The following is an 18,939-nucleotide window of genomic DNA, read 5'->3' as shown; positions in this document are numbered from 1 at the left end:
GGATCTCCTTTCAGAGCTGGCTGGCGATGGCGTCCGCCAGGGGCGCCGAGACGCCAAGGCGAGCGCGCAGGGTGGAGGTGTCGATGGGTGAGCCGGTGCGGGTCAGGTGTTCGTCAGCGACCTTCCGGGCGTGGTTCACCAGGGCGGCCGGGACATGCGGCGCGGGAGGTTGAGGAGGAGGCGCTGGGTCGGCGGGCGGCACCGCGGTTTCCGGCTCGGTGGGTACGGCCACGGGGTCCGGCTCGGGCTCGGGTTCCAGACTGGTGTGGGCGAGCAGGGTTCCGCCGAGGAAAGCGACGGCCGGCCACCCGGCGACGAGGATGCGCAGCCAGGCCGGTACGTCGTCCAGGTGAAGGAGTCCAGCCGTGGCGACGTTCGCGCCCAGCGAGGCGGCCAAGGCAACGAGGAACCAGCACCAGCCCGCGGCCTTGGACGAGCCGGACCGCAGGCGCCGCCAGGCCGCGACAAGCAGCAGGTCGACCGAGACCGGGTAGGCCCAGGCCTTCCACCCGTCCTGTCCGGCCGCCGAGGCAAGGTCGTGAAGGTGGGCGAAGGACAGGGCAGCGGCGATGACCGCCTGTACGAACACCGCGTCGACGCGTGCCATCTGAGCACGCACGGGCGGCCTCCTTCCGGATTCAGGCATGGCGGGGGTAGGGACATGGCGCGAAGCGGTCGCGCCCACCGAAGGGAAGTGCGGATCAGCCGCTGACCGGAACCGGCTTGATCAGGGACGGCGTGGCGTCGCTCGGCACGGCGGGCGCGTCAGGCCGGAAGGGTTCAAGCGCGGCCAGGACCGGGACGAGATGAGCCGTGTCCCGGCAGACGGCGGCGGCATCGCCGAGCGACAAGTAGGGCGTACGGATGCGGGACCAGCCGCCGGAGGTGTCCCCGGCGACGGCGAGCCCCGGCATTTCGGGGGCGATGGCGCAGGCCGCTCCGACCGCTTCGGGGGCGATGTCGCCGAGCGCCATCTTCGCCGACGCTTCGTCGTTCACGCGGTGGCAGACACGGCCGGTGAGCTGGGCCCGGAGCATGGTGGCGCCCTTGCCCAACTCGGCGCCGAACCGCTGTCCGCACACCTCCAGGTAGATGCCGGCGGCACGGCCGAGCTGAGCAAGCCGGATGAGCTGGGTGACCATCTCGTCCCGCCGTTCCTCATCCTTGCGGGTGGCGACGAGGAACAGTTCCGCCACCTCGTCCACGAACAGCACCACCGGCACCGGCCGTTCATCCTCCGGCAGCCCCCAGATATCCGAGGTGATCTCCTCATCCGGGGTGCTGGAGGCGATGCCTTGCCGGGCCTTGATCAGGTCGTACCGGTCTTCCATCAGCCCGATGAGCGCGGGCAGCAACTCAGCCGCCTGTGCGGGATCGGTGGCCAGCGCGGACAGCCGCGGGGCGAAGGGCGCCAGCTCCACACCACGCTTGCAGTCGATCCCGACCAGCGCGACCCGATGCTGAGCCAATCCGGCTATCAGGTGGCGCAGGAACATGGACTTGCCCGACAGCGTCGCGCCCAGCGTGAGCTGGTGCGGGATGGTCCGATAGTCCCGGACGAACGGCGTAGCGTCCTCCCGGAGAGCCACCGGCACCTTGAGGAAACCGCCAGCCGTCTTGCGGGGCATCCGCACCTTCCGCAGCACGTCGAAGCCGACGAGCCGGAGTTCGACCACTCCAGGCTCGACCTCTTCGACGTACACGGCGTGAACGCCCCAGGCGTGGCGGAGCCGTTCGGCCGAGGCTGCCAGGTCCGCCGGTTCCTGCCCAGGCGCCAGCCGAAGCCGGACCCGCAACCCGGTCGCGGTCGGGCGGATGAGCCCCCGGCGCGGCGGCACCGGCCGGACCTCCCGGTGCGTGAGCGCCTGAGTCGCCCAGGCCCGGAGCCGGGAGGGCGGAACGGTCAGCCCGCAGGAGTCCATGACGGACCCGTACGAGCCGAGCAGCCGGATGGTGGAGATCGGCAATCCGAGCGTCGACCAGTACGCGGCCGGATGCTTGGCCCGGAGGTAGGTGGCCCCGCCGACCGTCGCGGCGACGGGACCACCCACTTCCATCAGCGTCAGCACATCAGCCATTAGGCTCAGGCCCCCACCGGGACCGGCATGGCGGCCGGGGCGATGGCATCGGCGCGGTAGGCGATGCCGTGGCGCTGCTGCCCGTTGAAGACGCTCTCCCACGGGCGGGCGATCAGGCCCAGCAGGGTGACCGGCGAACCGAGGGCCAGCCCGTCCGTCACCCCGCTCTCCGGCACGGTCACCTGAAGCAGCGAGGACTCGCCGCCGTCGATGTAGACGACGCCGAGCTTCATCAGCGCCTCACCGCTCACCGCGTCCTTGGCGATCTCGCCGGTCTGCCGGTCCTTCACCTTCGGCTCCGGCGCCTCGGTCAGCAGGATCGTGGCGGATGAGATGTCGACTCGGATGGAACGCAACTTCTTCTCCTTGTCTCGCACAAAGACACATCTCAGCTAGTTGTCTAGACGAGACGCCTACGACGAACCCGAACGAGCGGGAACGAGGACCACTCTGACACACAACTCAGCCACTCGTCTATACGAGTATGCCTGTTGGTGTGTACGAGTCCGGAGAAGACTCGGCCACCCAAGGGGGTCAGGTAGCGGGCAGTTGGTAGGCGAGGACGTACGCGTCAGCCGCCATCACCGTGTCGCAGACCTCGACCGCACGCCCCTCCCCGTCGAAGGCCGTACGGACCAGGTGGATCACGGGGACGCCAGAGGCCAGCCGCAGCATCCGCACCTCCGCAGGGGAGGGCATACGGGCTCGAATCTCCTCATCGAAGTGGTCCAGGCAGTGGCCCAGCTCTTCCAGCCGGGCATAGATGCCGCCGGGGCCGGGGTTGGGCTCGGCGATCGGGGTGCCCCGCGCGATGTCGAGAGGAAGGTACGAAGTCGCGAACTCGACCGGTCGCCCGTCGAGCAGATAGCGGCGACGGCGAGCCAGGACCTTGCGCGGTGAGCCGAGCCGGGCCGAGATGTCCTGCGAGGGCCGCTCCTCCTTGACCTCCAGGCTGTCCACCTCGGGACGGCTCCCCGCGGCTTCGGCCTCCACGGTGAACGCCGACTTCCCTTGATCACGGTGCCGCCGGGCGAAGCGGTCGGAGGCCAGACGCCGGACCGGCGGCCGGGGCCGGACGAAGACACCCTTGCCGTGTTCGGAGACGGCCAGCCCTTCCTGCTGGAGCAGCGAGAGCGCGTTGCGGACGGTCATTCGCGAGACACCAAAGTGGTCCACCAGCTCAGTCTCGGAGGGCAACTTGTCGCCCTCCCGGAAGCGCCCCTTGTCGATCGCTTCGCGGAGCTGGTCGGCGATCTGCCGGAAGACCGCACGGTCGCTGGTCGGGTCCAGCGCGCCCAGGAGGCCCGAGGCGAGAGGAGGCATGTACGTACTCCTTTAGGTATCTAGACGAGCGGCTGACCCGTGTTGCTACGGTGAGAGCCTAGTCAGCCGAGAGGGCAGAGGAACTTGAGCAGTGATCGCCCGCACTCCGTGAGCGTCGCCGGGGTCATCGTCGACGACGCGGGCCGTGCCCTGCTGATCAAGCGGCGGGACAACGGTAAGTGGGAACCGCCGGGCGGCGTGCTCGAACGCGGGGAAACCATCCCCGACGCCTTGCAGCGCGAGGTCCTGGAAGAGACCGGCATCAAGATCGCGCTTCCCGCGACCCTCACCGGCGTCTACAAGAACATGACCGGCCTGATCGTCTCCATGGTCTTCCGCTGCGAGGCGATCGACGGCACCCCGTCCACTGGAGCGGAGACCCGCGAACTGCGCTGGGTCACCCGTGACGAGGTCGCCGAGCTTGCCGACGAGGCGTACGCGATCCGCGTCCAGGACGCACTCGACAGCGCATCCCCGCCGGCCGTCCGCGCCCACGACGGCGTGCGACTCGTCTAGCACAAAACCACTGTCCACGGCCGCCTACCAGCACGGAGGAACTTGTATGGACGAGTATATGAGTAGCCCGCGAGTCTGGGGCCTGATGTGCCCAGGTTCTTTGGAAGAGGTCGCCAGAGCCCGTCACTGGACCCGCGACATCCTCAGCGGGCACCCGTGCGCGGACGACGCGGAACTGATCGTCGGCGAGCTGGGCGCCAACGCCCTCGTCCACACGGCGAGCGGCGGAGGTGCCGGCACCTTCCACGTCACGTTGTCCCTGTCGCCGCAGCGGGTCGCGGTCTCCGTCACCGACTCCGGCGGCCAGCCCTACGAGCCCAAGGTCACCGAGGCCGACAAGGACGACACCCACGGCCGCGGACTCAGCATCGTCATGACCCTCGCGTGCCGCCTCAACATCACCGGCAACCAGCACGGCCGAACCGTCACGACCGAACTCCACTCCCCCGCGGCAGGAGCCACAGCATGCTGAAACCCCGCCTGCGTCTACGACCCGGCTACTGGTGCGAATGCTGGACGCTCTCACCGTCCACGGGGCGGCGTCCCGTACTACTCGCCTCGATCGAGCACGACAGCCCGGGCCAGGCCACCCGATGGGTCCGCGTCACGATCCGGACCATCGCGTCGGCACTCGACCGGGGACCGGCCCACGAGGCGTGGGACTGGGTCAGGCACGGCTACAAGGACGCCGAGGACGCCCTGACCAACGGTGAAGCGGCCACGTTCGCCGTCAACCAGGAGGACACCCGCCTCGAATGGATCCTCCGGCCGGTGACCTTCTTACCTCTCGCCCACCGCGAAGCCGTGGTCCTGCCTGAATGCGCGTATCAGTTCGCGTGCCCCACCACGCACAAGATGGGGCGAAACCAGCCCCACGACGGTTGAGTTACAACCTTCTCTACAGGTTCAAGGCGGCTCGCAAGCTCGCCGCGCGCGGCCCGGCTCCCCGGGCCGCCGCTCCTGTCTCCGCCCCGCTCCGGCCCGGTCCGCCCAGCCGCGCGGCAGCAGCAATCACCTTGGCTGAGGAGAGGGCGCCGTCGTGGCTGGGGGTCGGCTCCAAGGCTTTCCCCACCTCCCCGATTCGGGTCCCGCGTCGGGCAAGGCCAGGGGGCCACTCGTGCTCATTGCGGGCAGGGGCAAGCCTGCCCGAGTTGCCGAGCCAGCGTACGGCCCCCTGACCATGCCCGACCCCAAACCGGGCAGGACACCGGCCAAACCCGCTCCGCCGACTTGGACGAGTCATGCACCGATTATGCGGACCGCACATCAAATCGAAGTAGCCTTGAGACAGAGAGTAACGGAATCTCTGGAACGGGCCAAAAATGAAGAAGGATCATTTCACCTGGACGCCGAAGCGCACCACAAGATCGGCGGCAAGGTTCTACGAGCAGCACGCAAGAGATCTCGTCCACATGGCATCAACCGAAGCCATATTCAAGCGCTACGAAATGATGATCGACGCGATAGGAAATACGTTTGGACACTTGTCACCCGACGGGCCAGAGGGAGTTTTTCCTGAATTCTTCGAGCAACGTAGAAATCTCAGAAAGATGATCGATGATTCGATCCCAGTGAGAACCGAGTTTGGCCTGACTCGATGCGTCGACAGCTTCCTTGTCTACGTGTCAGATGCCCTCACGGAAGCCATGGTCGCCCGCCCAGAACTACTGAAGACCAAGGAGCAGGTGGCCCTAGCTGACGTACTCTCACATGGAAGCCTATCCGAATTCGTCTCCTGGGCAGCCGAAAAGCGGGTGACGAAACTATCCTACGAAGGGCTGGACGAAATCTCTCGCTACGTCGAGAAAAACTTGGGCCTGTCAATTCACCAGGAGGAGCCGGATTGGCTTTCCCTGAAACGCGGCGTAGCAATTAGGAATTTGATTGTACATAGACGCGGAATCATTGACGAACGATTCAAGATGCAGATCCACGACCCCTCACTCACGAGGGGCGATCTATTTAGAGTCACCCACGACGATTACTTGCATACCGCCAAGAGCGCCATGAAAATTGTCGGAGAGTTTGACACGCGCATTGCGGTGAAGTTTTCCCTGGAAACAATAGATGCGCAATCGGAGCCTTGGTACTCGCCTGGACGATGGGGCGAGGACGCCGACCAACATCGCCATGCAATCGATCACGCGGACTGATGAAGCAGGCACTAGCAGCCGGCGCTATCAACGAATAGGAGATAGCAGTGGTATTCCCCCCAAAGCGGTTTTCATCCGCCGTACCCGATGCATCGGTGAACTACGGGCTAGGCCGCGACCGGACTCAGAGGTGTCGGTGATTCTCAAGCTCAGGGCGAAGCCGCCTCCCAGCCTCTCAGGCATCAGTCGTCACTAAGATCCATCCATGACCACAGAGAAACTAGGCAAGATCCTCGGCTCAGTGGCAAAGAGGATGCGTGCCGACTTTGAGCAGTCGCAGAACTTCAACCACAATGGCGAAGCTGGAACGTCACGCGAGGTACTGATTCAGGAATTTCTGTCCGGATATCTGCCAGCACACGTAGAGGCGGTACACAATGCGGAGATTATCGCCGCAAATGGAGATGTATCGCCACAATGTGACATTGTCCTCATTGATCGCGGGACGCCTCCGTTCACTACCCTCAACGGGTTTAGGATCATCCCCAACGAATGCGTGTACGGCATGGTAGAGGTTAAGACCAAGCTGGACAGCACTCAACTCACGGATGCCTGCAACAAGATCAGTCGGATGCGAAGGATCCCCAAGACTTCATACCGACCGATCCCCGGAACGATTCCACGCTCCACCAAAGCGTACGGTGCGACGCACAATTATTTTCCGACGTCGGGCATGATCGTTGCGTTCGACAGCCTCAAGCTGGAAACCATCGGCAGTCATCTCATGGACTGGTGCCGGACTCGCAATCCGATCGATTGGCCAGACAGCGTGTGGGTTGCAGGGAAGGGACACCTGCAGTGGGGCGACCCGCGGAATGGCTCACTCTTCAGATCCCCAGTAGCAGGCGCATCACTCATCCAGATCGATGCCCTGCCCGAGCAAGACATCCTTCTCTCGCTGGCCCTGCATCTCAACATCCATTTCTCTGATGCATGGATGAATCCGCTTGACCTCATTCCGTATTCCGGCGCGACACCTTTGGGGCACTTCGCAAGGCAATGGACCATCTAAGGTAACCATTTTGTAGATCATTCCCTCTGTCGCCACTCCGGCAATGGCGACAGAGAGAATGCTCCCCTTACTGGTCGATCTTAGGGACGACCTCTCCGACGAAGCGGCCGTCATCAGATCGGTAGATGACCCCAACGTCATACCGATCGAGCAGTGTGTATATATCGGGAGCGGGAGCGGCCGGCAAGAGGATGACCCGCTTGGGCTCACCTTCTTGCCCTGGTGCCTTGACATAGCGGCTGTAGTCCAGGATCTGCCCGAGAGCCATCCGTACATCCTCTCGGGAGTTCGAGCCCTTCGCCTCGTAGAGCACGTGGTCCGTGGCGTCGTACAGGTCCGTGCGGAGGGTTGAGGTGAGACCCTGCACCTTGATCTGGAAGGCGCCGGTCTGATGTCCGGCAGACTCCAAGTGCGCCTTATATGCCTGCGTCAGTTCCGCCTCGCGGCGGACGGCGATGGTGGCAGCAGCCGCAGCCCGGAGACTCAGCTTGGTACTGAATGCCTCAGGGACCACAAACGTGCCGCTGGTCTCCGCGTTGGGGGCCGCCTTGCGCGTGGAACTCCTCTTACGCCCGGACTGCTTGGGGATCGGCAACTCACCGCTTGTTGCCGGGTCTGACTGGAACATCGCCGCGGTGACAACCTGAAACGGCACGAGCTCCGCCGTGGTGTGCTCAGCGGGAGGGATCACATCCTGGCTCGCACGTTGAACAGTACCCTCGGGACGCAGGCGGAAGACGATGACATCGCGCTCGTTGCCATCCTCGCCATGAACCCTGCGCCACACATACGGCTGCATCCCGTCCAGGGTGAACGTCCCAAGGTATCGGTGCGTCTTCGTATCGCTACCAGGCACCTTGCCCACTCGTGTGAACACGCGAAGCACGCGGCCTTGCTCCGCGTGCCGAAGAATCGCCCTGTTCCCTGAGCCGGCGACGCCGTCGAAGGTCTGGTCACCCGACTTACCGGCGCCGGTGTACTCAAAGACGGGGCCCAGCTCGTCTTCTTCAGCCAGCCAGCCGTCGTAGTATCCGGCCTGCTCGCCCACGTCCGGGTCCGAGTAGAGGTTCACGCTGTGCATGTCTTCAGAGGGACAGATCCCTCCCTGGGGGCTCCCCCCGAACACTGCACGGATCTCGGTGCGCGTGCGGACATCGCCGGGGTTCATCCCCTCAACGTTAGTAGCCATGGCCTGACCCTAGGTCACCCCGCTGACAGTCACACCAGTCTCCTGTAGGGCGCCGGGGGGATGGAGCCACACAGCCAATCCTCCAGGCCGCGGACTAGCCGTGGACTGGCATGGGGCGGGCAGCCACCTCTGAGGCGCTGAGCTGGTGAAACGCATGAAGCGCAAGCGGCCTCCGGAGCCGTGTGCGCAGGTTCGAATCCTGCCGGGGGCACCTTGTATGAGGTGCCAAAAGACCCCGCCACCAGCCAAGTCGCTGAGTGCGGGGTCTTCGCGTATGTGCAGCCACGTGCGGCGCCCCCTACCGACGTCAGCAGATCAGGGGACGTAAGACTCCCTCATGGCGCCAAGGCGGCGCCATTGCGCATGATGCGCTTCAGTCGTCGATCGCGAAAGCTCGGTGACGAAGACGAGCGACTACCAGCAGCTCCTTCTGCAACGTGCGCCGGTTCCTACCGCGCGTCTTGAGTGCGTGGCAATTCGGGCAGAGCGCGATCATGACTTCTGGGGTGTCCTGCCCAGTACGTGCCAGGCCGTTGACATGGTCAACCTCCAGGATTGATTCGTCAGCATCGGTGCGCTCGAGTGGGTGCCCCATGCAGGCGGGGTTTTCGCAGCGACCTTCGCTGCGGATGATCACTGCTTCGCGGGCAGCAGGTGAGCGCAGGTATCGCTCCACTTGAGCGAGCCTGGATCGGCAGGTTCGGCCGGCTGCTGTTCGGTGAGCAGCCGCCGCCAGTTGCTTGTGCTTCTCCCGGGCGCTGATCTGCTCCGACTCCGAGGCTGAGTCCACCTCGATGGGGATGACGTCGAGAGAGTCGTCGTGGAGCTGCCCGTCATCCTGACGGAGAGCTTCTACGACCTCCGGGGGCCAGGTGTCCTGCATCGGCGAGGGGACAGGGGCGAGGATCCAAACGAACTCTCGACGTTGCTGGCCGTCTTGTCCGCGTCCCCAGCGTCGCCGTCGTTGGACGATGACGGCCCAGGTTTCGAACGTCCAATGGCCTTTATAGGGCTTGTGCCAGTAGCGCAGGGCCTTCTGCTGCTTCTGGTGCTCCGCCATGGCGCGATTGCCACCGGTCAGGTTCTGATCGCCGGACAGGCCGTCGCCCGTGTAGGCAATCCAATTCGTCTCCGGGATGCGCCGGTCGGCGTAAGGGCCCTTGTCATCCGAGTAGACGGTGAGGATGCCATCTGCAAGCGGAGTGATCCCCAGGACGCGATTGCCACCATAAACGTCGGCGATGGCGTTGCGATGTGGGTATGGCTCACCGGGCAAGGGGCGCAAGCGGGTGGAAATCTGTCCAGCCATCAACTCCTGTAGGCCCAAAGCTTGGAGCAGGGGTGCGGGCGTGGGCGTGAAGAATCGCACGAGCAGGGTGCTCACCGCCCATGCCGCCAGTTCTAGGTCTTCGGCCAGACGGTCGTAGTCCTGCTTCGGCAGCCCGGCAAGCGGGTTCGCCTGGTCTAGCGCAGACAATTTGGGGCGTCGCCCCTGGCTCGTCAGGGGAAGGCCGTCAGACTGTGCCACTTCCCACAGCTTGTCCCGCTGCAGAGCCCAGAAGGGATACAGCACATCCTGCTGCCCGTTGGCGGAGTCGGTGAACGCGACGAGCAGGGGCCCCACCGCCTCCTTGACCACTGACCAAGGCTGCTCGCGCGGACGCCCATGTATCGCTTGGGCTATGGCCCACAGGAGCAGCAACGGGCGGTGCAGAGGCTGACCCGTGCGCCGGTGGGCGGGGTGCAGCTTCCCTATCCGCCCGATCAAGTCTCGCCCATCGGCCACTTCGGCACTCCAGTCCCCTAGGTACGACTAGTAGGACTATCTGACCAGAGCGAGGTCCGACTGGAGCAGGTGGGGCGGCTGGACCCAACGGCAGATCCGGTGGCCGCCGGGGCGAAGGCGTGTTTCGGCCAACTCACCGGCTCGTTCCGGATGGCTCGCCGATGGCGCCATAACTGTGCCACAATGGCGTCATGGACCTCACGCCGTACGTCGACAGCCTCCGGTATGAGCTCGCAGTCGCCGCAGACGCCGGCGGTGACGAAGCCCGCGCGTTGGCCGACCGACTCACCGCCCCCCTCGAATCGGCCGCTCGGCTCACCCTGCTGAACGCGCTGTCCGCCGCCATGGACCAGGTCAACCAGAACCTGGCGCCGGGCTCGGTCGTCGTACAACTACGCGGCATCGAGCCCGAGTTCGTGGTAACGCCGCCTCCAGCCCCGGCCCCGGTCTCGGACGCGGGTCCAGGACCGGTTACGGACCTGGCCCCGGGCTCGGACCCGGCTCCGGCCCTGGGCCCCGCCGCCGAGGCCCGCTGGGAATCCGTGGGGCACGAGGCGGAGTGCTGCGCCCCCGGCGGCCACATCCGTCTCCGGTTCGCCGACGCGAGCAGTCTCGAATCGGCCGCCGCGCTCTTCGTTCCCGCCGTCCGGGACGACGACGCGCTGGCGCTGCGCATCCCCAGCGACGGCGGCATTTCCACCCTGCGGGCTGTCCTGGCGGCCCTGGACAGCGCGTCCATCGAGGCCGAGGCGCTCACGGTGCACACCCCTGATCTCGATGACGTCTTCGTCGCCCTCACCGGGGTCCCGCAGCCCGGCGGCTGGGGCAGCGGCCGGTAGCCCAACCGCGCCCCGCCCGCCCCGGTTTCGCCGCCTCCGCCGCCCCACCCCGCGTCGTCGTGCGCGCGCCCGCCGCGAGGAGATCTCCGACCGGGCGGCACCGCTCAGCGACGACGGCACCACCGCCTACGCGTCGGTCACCCGCGGGTGCCGCGGCCGGGCGGGAACGGGAGACCTACGTCGTGGGCTGGGGCCCCGCCGAGGATTGCGGCGGCTCAGCGGGCCGCGGAGGGACCGCCTCCTCAGCGGGCCGCGGAGGAACCGCCGCCGACCCGGGACACCTTGTCCAGCACACCGGGCAGCCTGTCGAGGAACGTCGCCACCTCGTCGTCGCCGATGATCAGCGGCGGAGCCAGCCGGATCACCCCCGGCGCGACGGCGTTCACCAGCAGACCCGCGTCCTGGGCCGCCTGCTGCACCTCGGCGGCGAGCGGCTCGGTGAGGACGACGCCCAGCAGCAGGCCCGCTCCGCGGACCAGCTCGACCAGCGGGTGGTCAAGCGCCGCGATGCCCTGCCGCAGCCGCTCGCCCTGCCGGGTGACGTGGTCCAGGAGCCCGTCGGCGGCGATGGTGTCGAGTACGGCGAGGGCCGCGGCGCAGGCGACCGGGTTGCCGCCGAAAGTGGTGCCGTGCGTGCCGGGCGTCAGCAGCTCGGCGGCCTCGCCGAAGGCGAGGGTCGCGCCGATCGGCAGCCCGCCGCCCAGGCCCTTGGCGAGCGTGAGGACGTCCGGCTCGACGCCCTGCGCCTGGTGCTCGAACCAGTGGCCGGTCCTGCCGATGCCGGTCTGCACCTCGTCCAGGACGAGCAGCGCTCCGGTGGCGCGCGTGATCTCCCGGGCGGCGGCCAGATAGCCGGGCGGCGGTACGACGACGCCGTTCTCGCCCTGGATCGGCTCGATGACCACCAGCGCGGTGTCGGTCGTGACGGCCGCGGCCAGGGCCGCGGCGTCACCGAAGGGCACATGGGTGACGTCGCCGGGCAGCGGCTCGAAGGGGGTGCGTTTGGCGGGCTGCCCGGTGAGTGCGAGGGAGCCCATGGTGCGGCCGTGGAACGCGCCCTGCGTCGCGACCATGCGGCTCCGCCCGGTCATCCTGCCGATCTTGAAGGCCGCCTCGTTGGCCTCGGCACCGGAGTTGGAGAGGTAGACGCGTCCGGCCCGGCCCGACAGGGCCAGGAGCCGCTCGGCGAGCAGGACCGGCGGCTCGGCGATGAACAGGTTCGAGACGTGGCCGAGGCGGCCGACCTGCTCGCTGACCGCCCGTACGACGGCGGGGTGCGCGGTACCCAGGGAGTTGACGGCGATGCCGCCGACGAAGTCCAGGTACTCCTTGCCGTCCGCGTCCCAGAAGACGGCGCCCTCGCCGCGCACCAGCGGCACCCGGGGAGTGCCGTAGTTGTCCATCAGCGACGACTGCCAGCGCCGGGAGAGCTCCGCGTTCGCCCCCGCGGCGGATTGCGCTGCCGCGGCGGATTGTGCTGCCGCGCTCATCCGATGCCCCTTTCGAGTCGTTCGTAGTAGGAGAACCTGTCGTCGGCCGCGTCGTCCGGCATCACGAGCGTGCCGATCTCCTCCCTGGTGAACATCTCCAGCAGCACCGAGTGCTGGACACGGCCGTCGATCACGCGGGCGCTGCCGACGCCGTTGCGCACCGCGTGCAGGCAGCCGGCCATCTTGGGCACCATGCCGTCGGCCAGTCCCGGCAGCAGCTTCTCCAGCTCGCTGGCGCTGAGCCTGCTGATCACCTCGTCGCTGTGCGGCCAGTCCGCGTACAGGCCCTCGACGTCGGTGAGGACGACCAGCGCGTGGGCCCGCAGCGCGACGGCCACCGCGGCGGCCGCGGTGTCGGCGTTGACGTTGTAGACGTAGTGGTCGTCGGCGCTGCGGGCGATGGAGGAGATGACCGGAATGTGACCGTCCGCAAGGAGTGCCTCGATGGCGCTGGTGTGCACCGCGGTGATCTCGCCGACCCGGCCGATGTCGACCGGCTCGCCGTCGACGACGGGACGGTGCTTGACCGCCGTGATGGTGCCCGCGTCCTCACCGGTCATGCCGACGGCGAGCGGGCCGTGTCGGTTGATGCGACCCACCAGATCACGCTGCACCTGTCCGGCGAGGACCATCCGCACGACGTCCATGGCCTGCGAGGACGTGACCCGCAGGCCCGCCTTGAACTCGCTGACCAGGCCCTGCCGTTCGAGTTCGGCGCTGATCTGCGGGCCGCCGCCGTGCACCACGACCGGCTTGAGCCCGGCGTGCCTGAGGAAGACGACGTCGTTGGCGAAGGTCTGCAGCAGTTCTTCGTCGACCATGGCGTGGCCGCCGAGCTTGATGACGCAGGTGGTGCCCTGATGGCGGCTGAGCCAGGGCAGCGCCTCGCTCACGGCCCGCGCTTTGGAGAGGGCGGGGTGCTCCCGCGTGCTCGTCCTCATGAGGAGTACGCGCTGTTCTCGTGGACGTACTCGGCGGTCAGGTCGTTGGCCCAGAAGACGGCCGACTCGCCGCCCGCCGCGAGGTCGGCGGTGATGACGACCTCCCTGCCGCGCATGTCGACCGCGTCGCGGCTCTCGCCGATCGCCCCGTTCACGCAGACCCGGACGCCGTTGATGGCGACGTTCAGCCGGTTTGGCTCGAAGGCGGCGGAGGTGGTGCCGATCGCGGAGAGCACCCGGCCCCAGTTGGGGTCCTCACCGTGGATGGCGCACTTGAGCAGGTTGTTGCGGGCGATGGAGCGACCGACCTCGACGGCGTCGTCCTCGGTGGCCGCGTTGACGACCTCGATGCGGATGTCCTTGGAGGCGCCCTCGGCGTCACCGATGAGCTGCCGGGCGAGATCGCCGCACACCGCCCGTACCGCCTCGGCGAACTCCGCCTGGTCCGGGACGACCTCCGAGGCGCCGGAGGCCAGCAGCAGCACGGTGTCGTTGGTGGACATGCAGCCGTCGGAGTCGATCCGGTCGAACGTCGTACGCGTCGCCGCGCGCAGCGCCGCGTCCAGGGGCTCGCTGTCCAGATCCGCGTCGGTGGTCAGGACGACCAGCATCGTGGCCAGGCCGGGGGCGAGCATGCCCGCCCCCTTGGCCATGCCGCCGACGGTCCAGCCCGCCGGGCTCCGCACGACGGCGGTCTTGTGCACGGTGTCGGTGGTCTTGATGGCGATCGCGGCCCTCTCGCCGGCGTCCGCGCCGGCGGACAGGTCCGCCGCCGCCTTCCCGACTCCGGTGAGCAGCTTGTCCATCGGCAGTCGGACGCCGATCAGCCCGGTGGACGCGACGGCGACCTCGTCGGCGCTGTGGCCGTCGACCACCGCGGCCACCTTCTCGGCGGTGGCCCGCGTGTCCTGGAAGCCCTCCGGTCCCGTACAGGCGTTGGCGCCGCCGGAGTTGAGGACGACGGCGCTCACCGCGCCGCCCTTGAGGACCCGTTCGCACCACACCACGGGCGCCGCCTTCACCCGGTTGGCGGTGAGGACGCCCGCCGCGGCCCGGCTCGGACCATGGTTGACCACCAGGGCCAGGTCCGGGCTGCCATTGGACTTGATTCCGGCCGCGATACCCGCGGCCGAGAATCCTTGTGCTGCCGTGACGCTCATGGCGCAACTCCTGTAGTGGAAGGTCCCCGTTTAACCGGGAGGGCCGACGGCCGCGACTGCCCGGGAACTCGTAATACACCGCGGGCAATTAAGGATTTCAGCACCGACCGAACCGTCCTGTCCACAGGACGGCGCGGTATCTGGCAATGTTTGAGAACACGGTTTCAACCCAGCCGGATTGAATTGGAGTGACGATGAGCAGCAACCCGTTCGACGACGCCGATGGCCGGTTCTATGTGCTGGTGAACGAGGAGGAACAGCACTCTTTGTGGCCGTCGTTCGTCGAGGTTCCCGACGGCTGGCGGGTCGTGTTCGGTGAGGACGGCCGCCAGCAGTGCCTGGACTACGTCGAGCAGAACTGGACCGACCTGCGGCCGAAGAGCCTGCGCGACGCCATGGCGGCCGACAAGGCGTGACGTCCGGCCCCTGGATCAATGAGGGGGCCCATCCAAGGGCGGGCCCGGCGCTGTCTCCAGCACCGGGCCCGCCCTGCGTACGGTGTGAGCCGTCAGGCGCTCTCGCCGGTGGCCCCGACGGGGATCCGGCGCCCCGATTCACGCTCGGCGCGCCGGGCGACGATGGCATCGGCGATCTCACCGCTGCGTATGGCGATGTTCGACAGCAGGGACGAGGACAGGCCGTGGGTGTGCTCGGTGCCGCCCTGGAGGTAGATGTCGCAGGGCAGATCCGAGGTGGTGACGAGCCGGTAGTCGCGCTCCACCCGGTGCCGTCCGTCCTCGTCCCGCAGGCAGTGGCGGTCGAGGTCGCCGAGCAGGCCGGTCGGCTCCATGGTGTCGTAGCCGGTGGCGAAGACGAGCGCGTCGACGTCGAGCTCCTGCACGTGGCTGTCGAGCAGCGACTGCAGGGAGACCCGCGTGACGTCCCCGGCCCGCTTGACGTCGCTGACCCTGGTCAGGTTGAGGAAGTGGAGGCGCTTGTGGTTCCGGACCTCTTCCTCGTACGAGCGTCGGTGCAGGTCCCTGATGACCTCGTCGTCGACCACCGAGTAGTTCGTGTTCTTGTGGTAGCGCCAGAACGCTTCCCGCGTCTGCTCGGTTCCGAAGTAGTAGTCGTCGACCGCAGCGGGGTCGAAGACCTGGTTGGCGAAGGGCGTGTCATCCGCGACGGAATACCCGTAGGAGGGAATGATCGCGGAAACCTGCGCATGCGGGAGCATGTCGTACAGGAACCTGGTGATTTCCGCCGCGCTCTGGCCGGCGCCGACCACTGCCACGCTCTTGAGCTCGTCCGGGTCCATCCGGTTGTACTTTTCCAGGAATTCCGAGCTGTGCCAGACCCGCTCGTCGCGGACCATGCCGTCCGGCATGCGCGGCACCAGTCCCGTCGAGATGGCCACGTTGCGCGCGTTGACCAGCCTGGTGCCCGCACCGGTAGTGCTGCGGATCTCGAGCTGGAGATACTCCGGCACCTCGGCCCCCGCCTCCCGCGGTAGCCGGATCGCGGTGACCTCCGAGCCGTAGGAGACCCGGTCGGACAGGCTCGATTCGGCCCATTCCAGGTACTGGTGGAACTCCTGGCGGGTCGGGAAGAAGTCCTGGTTGTTGACGAACTGCGGAAGCCGGCCCGACGCGTGCAGATACGACACGAAGCTGTACCGCGACACCGGGTTGCGGAAGGTGGCCAAGTCCTTCAGGAAGGAAATCTGCATGGTCGTCGACGGCAGCAGCATGTTGCGATGCCAGCCGAACGACGGCTGCCGCTCGAAGAAGGCGGCGGTGATCGGACGTTCCGGGACATTGGCCTGGTGTTCTTCCAGGGCGATGGCGAGCGACAGGTTGGACGGGCCGAACCCGATGCCCACCACGTCGTATACCTCAGGTTCACGAGTACCCATAGAAAATTCTCCCGCTGGCGTAGCTGCTACTGGGACTTCCGCATCTTCGATGGGTCAACTGCGGTAACCCAAAAGGACCCTGGTCGGGAATGCTGGTAACTTTTGTCAAGCTCACGGCTGATGGTCTCGAACATCTCGACCGGTGGTCCGGGAGACACGCATGAAGTATTGCGCTGGAGAACACCGCGACGTCAACTTAGAGGGACCGGGCAGACCTTGCAAGAGGGTCCCGGCACACCGCGCGCCGAGGGGCCGCTGTCCTGCCGACAGGACAGCGGCAGCGACCGGTCGAGGATTTTTCATCCGGCCGCTCAAAGCACTGGTAGCGTCGGACGACTTAGAGCCATACCGTGAGCCAGCTCACCGAAAGGGTGAATGCCGGATGTTCGTTCCCGCCCAGTATCGTGAACCGGACGGTTCGTGGATGGTCGACCTGATCCGCAAGAATCCGCTCAGCCTTGCGGTCAGCAACGGCAGCCCTTCCAGCGGTCCGTTTGCCACGCATCTGCCCGTGATTCCGGATCCGCAGATGACCGGCGAATGGAGCGCCGATCTGTCGGGCGCCACGCTACTGGGGCACATGAACCGGGCGAATCCGCACTGGAAGGCGCTGGAGACGGGCGACGTCATCCTCCTGACATTCACCGGGCCGCACGCCTATGTCTCGCCGACCGTGTACGAGGTGACGCCGGCCGCGCCGACCTGGAACTTCACCTCGGTGCACGTGCGCGGCGTGGTGGAGAAGATCGACTCAATCGAGGAGACGCTGGGCGTGGTGCAGTCCACCGTGCGCGCCTTCGAGGGTGAGTTCGGCGCCGACTGGGACATGACCGAGTCGCTCGGCTACTTCCGCAAGATCGTGCCCGCCGTGGGCGCCTTCCGGGTCACGGTGACCGGGGCTGATGGCATGTTCAAGCTCAGCCAGGAGCAGAAGCCCGAGGTTCGCGCCCGTGTGGAGCAGTCGTTCGGCCAGCGCGAGTGCACGCGGCACCGCGAGACGGCCAAGCTCATGAGCCAGCTGCCGTGAGCGCGGTGCCAAGTGGGCCGCCGCCGGCGCCGGTTCCCGCGCACTGACCTCGAGGGCCCGCACTCCGGGCGGAGTGCGGGCCCTGCCGGTCTCCTCTGCTCAGGCGCTGATGCCGGCCTGTTCCGTGACCTCGTCCAGGACTTGTTCGGCAGCGTTGTCCAGCGTCGCCAGGACCCACTGCTCGAATTCGATTCCCGACTGCGCCGCTGCCTTGTGCCACCACTGCAGACGACTACCGGGCACCGCGAGCCGCCGCGTCGTCTCGATCTGCTTCTCGTCCCGCGTGTCGTCCTCGCGCGCGACGCGGATGGCTGTGCGCAGCTGCTTGGTGGTCCACTTCATCTGCTCGGCGCGATCCAGCCATAATTCCTGCTCGTCGACCGGCAGCGAGGCCAACTCGGCGTGGTGCTGGAAGCTCAGCGCCGCGCGCCGGCGATTGAACTCGAACCGCCGTGAGACCCACGCGTAGTTCCGCAGCGTCTGGTACTGCAACCCGGCGGCACGGATTCCCCGCTGGTACCGGTCGGTGTAGTGGTCCTTGCCGTACACGAGCCAGTCACCGAGCCACCAAGAAGAGGAATTCACGATTCCAGAGAGCTGCCGTCCGGCCCGCTCCCAGTCCTCGAAGGTCAGCCCGGCCGGGATTTGCAGTCCCACGTTGGTTGTCAGCACGCCACGACGCGGTTCGTCACCGCCGCTCCTGCGCTGCCGGGCCACCGCGTCCGGGTTCCGGCGGAACAGCACGACCTTTGAGCCGTCGAGATCGCCGGCCTGATTCGTCATCATGCCTCCATGTGAATGTACATCGAACGGACAGGGCGGAGCCCGTGCCCGAACGGGAATAAGTTCATGGTGTTTTTGGCAGCCATGGCCGGATCCAGTGGCATCGGTCGCTTCGCGTACCCCGATGCACTGTGGGACTGTCAGTCACTCACGGCCGGTCGGCCGGCACGGAGTACTGGCGACTCGTCGCAGCCGGTCGCCCCATCGGGCCATGTCCAGCTTTTCAGCCACCTGATGGCTGAAAAGCATCAGGACTGCGTAGAAGGCATTCAGTCGGCATCCGTCCAGATGCGGATCCGTTCATCAACACGCTCCCCCGTACACCTCGACCACACATCCCCCGCGTCATGTCGGTCGCCGACGTGTGCGCACGCCGGGACCGAAGATCCAGATTCGAAGTGGTTCTCCAGTAGAGCCCGGACCTGTGGGTGATTCAAGGAGGAGGCCGTCGCTCGCCGCGACTTTTCGAAGTTCGAACAATAGCTCGTCACGCGACCGTGGACCGGCTCAGCGGAATTTCATGTTCCGCAGGGTCCCGAGCCATCGGCGGGGCACCTTAACGTCTTCTTGATGCAACTATATTGCCACCCCGGGCGTCGCGCGCGAACGACTCCGCAAAGGTGGCGGTTCCGCGTTGTCAGGAAGCGGCCAATCATTGGGGGTACGGCGAGCCCGGTGAAGCAAGAGACTGTCTCGTAGCTGGCAGTCCGGGAGCCGCGTCGGGCTGCTCGTGCGAGTCGTCTCGGCCCGCACCCGGCAGCCGGTGGGGCGGGCTGATCGCCCCGGG

Annotated in this window: 19 protein-coding genes and 1 tRNA gene; 9 read left to right on the top strand and 11 right to left on the bottom strand. The window is 66.8% G+C overall.

What is annotated here, in order from left to right; genetic code table 11:
- Window positions 1-10: 10 nt before the first annotated feature.
- The 4 genes from Q3Y56_RS24285 to Q3Y56_RS24270 all read right to left on the bottom strand — a co-directional run bounded on the left by Q3Y56_RS24285 (window position 11) and on the right by Q3Y56_RS24270 (window position 3,401).
- On the bottom strand, window positions 11-619 hold the full coding sequence (locus Q3Y56_RS24285; protein ID WP_304463955.1) for a DUF2637 domain-containing protein: 609 nt from the start codon (window positions 617-619) through the stop codon (window positions 11-13).
- Window positions 620-701: 82 nt separating this feature from the next.
- Window positions 702-2,078 (bottom strand): FtsK/SpoIIIE domain-containing protein, encoded by a 1,377-nt coding sequence (locus Q3Y56_RS24280; RefSeq protein ID WP_304463954.1) that lies wholly within the window; start codon window positions 2,076-2,078, stop codon window positions 702-704.
- Between the two features lie 5 nt (window positions 2,079-2,083).
- Complete coding sequence (locus Q3Y56_RS24275) at window positions 2,084-2,434, bottom strand: hypothetical protein (RefSeq protein WP_304463953.1); 351 nt, start codon at window positions 2,432-2,434, stop codon at window positions 2,084-2,086.
- A gap of 178 nt (window positions 2,435-2,612) precedes the next feature.
- On the bottom strand, window positions 2,613-3,401 hold the full coding sequence (locus tag Q3Y56_RS24270; protein ID WP_304463952.1) for a GntR family transcriptional regulator: 789 nt from the start codon (window positions 3,399-3,401) through the stop codon (window positions 2,613-2,615).
- 108 nt (window positions 3,402-3,509) lie between these two features.
- On the opposite strand from Q3Y56_RS24270, the gene Q3Y56_RS24265 reads away from it, so the two are divergent.
- From Q3Y56_RS24265 to Q3Y56_RS24245, 5 genes are all read left to right on the top strand, one after another.
- Complete coding sequence (locus tag Q3Y56_RS24265; protein WP_304465771.1) at window positions 3,510-3,917, top strand: NUDIX hydrolase; 408 nt, start codon at window positions 3,510-3,512, stop codon at window positions 3,915-3,917.
- A gap of 58 nt (window positions 3,918-3,975) precedes the next feature.
- Window positions 3,976-4,389: an ATP-binding protein gene (locus tag Q3Y56_RS24260; protein WP_369696790.1), complete on the top strand. Its 414-nt coding sequence runs from the start codon at window positions 3,976-3,978 to the stop codon at window positions 4,387-4,389.
- Window positions 4,383-4,802: a hypothetical protein gene (locus Q3Y56_RS24255; RefSeq protein ID WP_304463950.1), complete on the top strand. Its 420-nt coding sequence runs from the start codon at window positions 4,383-4,385 to the stop codon at window positions 4,800-4,802. The genes Q3Y56_RS24260 and Q3Y56_RS24255 overlap by 7 nt, the downstream gene beginning before the upstream one ends.
- 437 nt (window positions 4,803-5,239) lie before the next feature.
- Entirely contained in the window at window positions 5,240-6,070 is an 831-nt protein-coding gene (locus Q3Y56_RS24250) for a hypothetical protein (protein ID WP_304463949.1), read from the top strand.
- A gap of 205 nt (window positions 6,071-6,275) precedes the next feature.
- Window positions 6,276-7,082: a DUF6602 domain-containing protein gene (locus Q3Y56_RS24245; protein ID WP_304463948.1), complete on the top strand. Its 807-nt coding sequence runs from the start codon at window positions 6,276-6,278 to the stop codon at window positions 7,080-7,082.
- Window positions 7,083-7,149: 67 nt separating this feature from the next.
- On the opposite strand, the gene Q3Y56_RS24240 is transcribed toward Q3Y56_RS24245, so the two are convergent.
- Window positions 7,150-8,271: a hypothetical protein gene (locus tag Q3Y56_RS24240; RefSeq protein ID WP_304463947.1), complete on the bottom strand. Its 1,122-nt coding sequence runs from the start codon at window positions 8,269-8,271 to the stop codon at window positions 7,150-7,152.
- A 126-nt stretch (window positions 8,272-8,397) separates the two neighbouring features.
- On the opposite strand from Q3Y56_RS24240, the gene Q3Y56_RS24235 reads away from it, so the two are divergent.
- Window positions 8,398-8,482, top strand: a tRNA-Arg gene (locus Q3Y56_RS24235).
- Between the two features lie 162 nt (window positions 8,483-8,644).
- Here the strand turns inward: Q3Y56_RS24235 and Q3Y56_RS24230 are convergent.
- Window positions 8,645-9,910, bottom strand: coding sequence for an HNH endonuclease signature motif containing protein (locus Q3Y56_RS24230; RefSeq protein ID WP_304463946.1), 1,266 nt, complete (start codon window positions 9,908-9,910; stop codon window positions 8,645-8,647).
- A gap of 338 nt (window positions 9,911-10,248) precedes the next feature.
- Between Q3Y56_RS24230 and Q3Y56_RS24225 the strand changes: the two genes are divergently transcribed.
- The gene (locus Q3Y56_RS24225; RefSeq protein ID WP_304463945.1) at window positions 10,249-10,896 is read left to right on the top strand and encodes a hypothetical protein; all 648 of its coding nucleotides are present in this window, start codon (window positions 10,249-10,251) and stop codon (window positions 10,894-10,896) included.
- 242 nt (window positions 10,897-11,138) lie between these two features.
- Here Q3Y56_RS24225 and Q3Y56_RS24220 read toward each other — a convergent pair whose 3' ends face one another.
- Genes Q3Y56_RS24220 through argJ form a run of 3 tightly spaced genes read right to left on the bottom strand, consistent with a single transcriptional unit; the run spans window position 11,139 to window position 14,487 of the window.
- Window positions 11,139-12,386, bottom strand: a complete 1,248-nt coding sequence (locus Q3Y56_RS24220) for an acetylornithine transaminase (protein WP_304463944.1) — start codon at window positions 12,384-12,386, stop codon at window positions 11,139-11,141.
- Window positions 12,383-13,327: an acetylglutamate kinase gene (gene argB, locus Q3Y56_RS24215; protein ID WP_304463943.1), complete on the bottom strand. Its 945-nt coding sequence runs from the start codon at window positions 13,325-13,327 to the stop codon at window positions 12,383-12,385. Before argB ends, Q3Y56_RS24220 begins: the two co-directional genes overlap by 4 nt.
- Window positions 13,324-14,487, bottom strand: a complete 1,164-nt coding sequence (gene argJ, locus Q3Y56_RS24210) for a bifunctional glutamate N-acetyltransferase/amino-acid acetyltransferase ArgJ (protein WP_304463942.1) — start codon at window positions 14,485-14,487, stop codon at window positions 13,324-13,326. Before argJ ends, argB begins: the two co-directional genes overlap by 4 nt.
- Before the next feature lie 194 nt (window positions 14,488-14,681).
- Between argJ and Q3Y56_RS24205 the strand changes: the two genes are divergently transcribed.
- Window positions 14,682-14,903 carry an MbtH family protein gene (locus Q3Y56_RS24205; protein WP_304463941.1) on the top strand — a complete coding sequence of 74 codons (222 nt, stop codon included), beginning with the start codon at window positions 14,682-14,684 and terminating at the stop codon, window positions 14,901-14,903.
- A gap of 92 nt (window positions 14,904-14,995) precedes the next feature.
- Here the strand turns inward: Q3Y56_RS24205 and Q3Y56_RS24200 are convergent, their stop codons facing one another.
- A complete protein-coding gene (locus tag Q3Y56_RS24200; protein ID WP_304463940.1) occupies window positions 14,996-16,342 on the bottom strand; it encodes a lysine N(6)-hydroxylase/L-ornithine N(5)-oxygenase family protein in 1,347 nt (448 codons plus the stop codon).
- A gap of 382 nt (window positions 16,343-16,724) precedes the next feature.
- Between Q3Y56_RS24200 and Q3Y56_RS24195 the strand changes: the two genes are divergently transcribed.
- Window positions 16,725-17,369, top strand: a complete 645-nt coding sequence (locus Q3Y56_RS24195; RefSeq protein WP_304463939.1) for an FMN-binding negative transcriptional regulator — start codon at window positions 16,725-16,727, stop codon at window positions 17,367-17,369.
- A 99-nt stretch (window positions 17,370-17,468) separates the two neighbouring features.
- Here the strand turns inward: Q3Y56_RS24195 and Q3Y56_RS24190 are convergent, their stop codons facing one another.
- Complete coding sequence (locus Q3Y56_RS24190; RefSeq protein ID WP_304463938.1) at window positions 17,469-18,155, bottom strand: LmbU family transcriptional regulator; 687 nt, start codon at window positions 18,153-18,155, stop codon at window positions 17,469-17,471.
- Window positions 18,156-18,939: the final 784 nt, after the last annotated feature.

This window comes from Streptomyces sp. XD-27, assembly GCF_030553055.1.
Taxonomy (GTDB): domain Bacteria; phylum Actinomycetota; class Actinomycetes; order Streptomycetales; family Streptomycetaceae; genus Streptomyces.
This window is presented reverse-complemented; position numbering and strand designations above follow the sequence as displayed.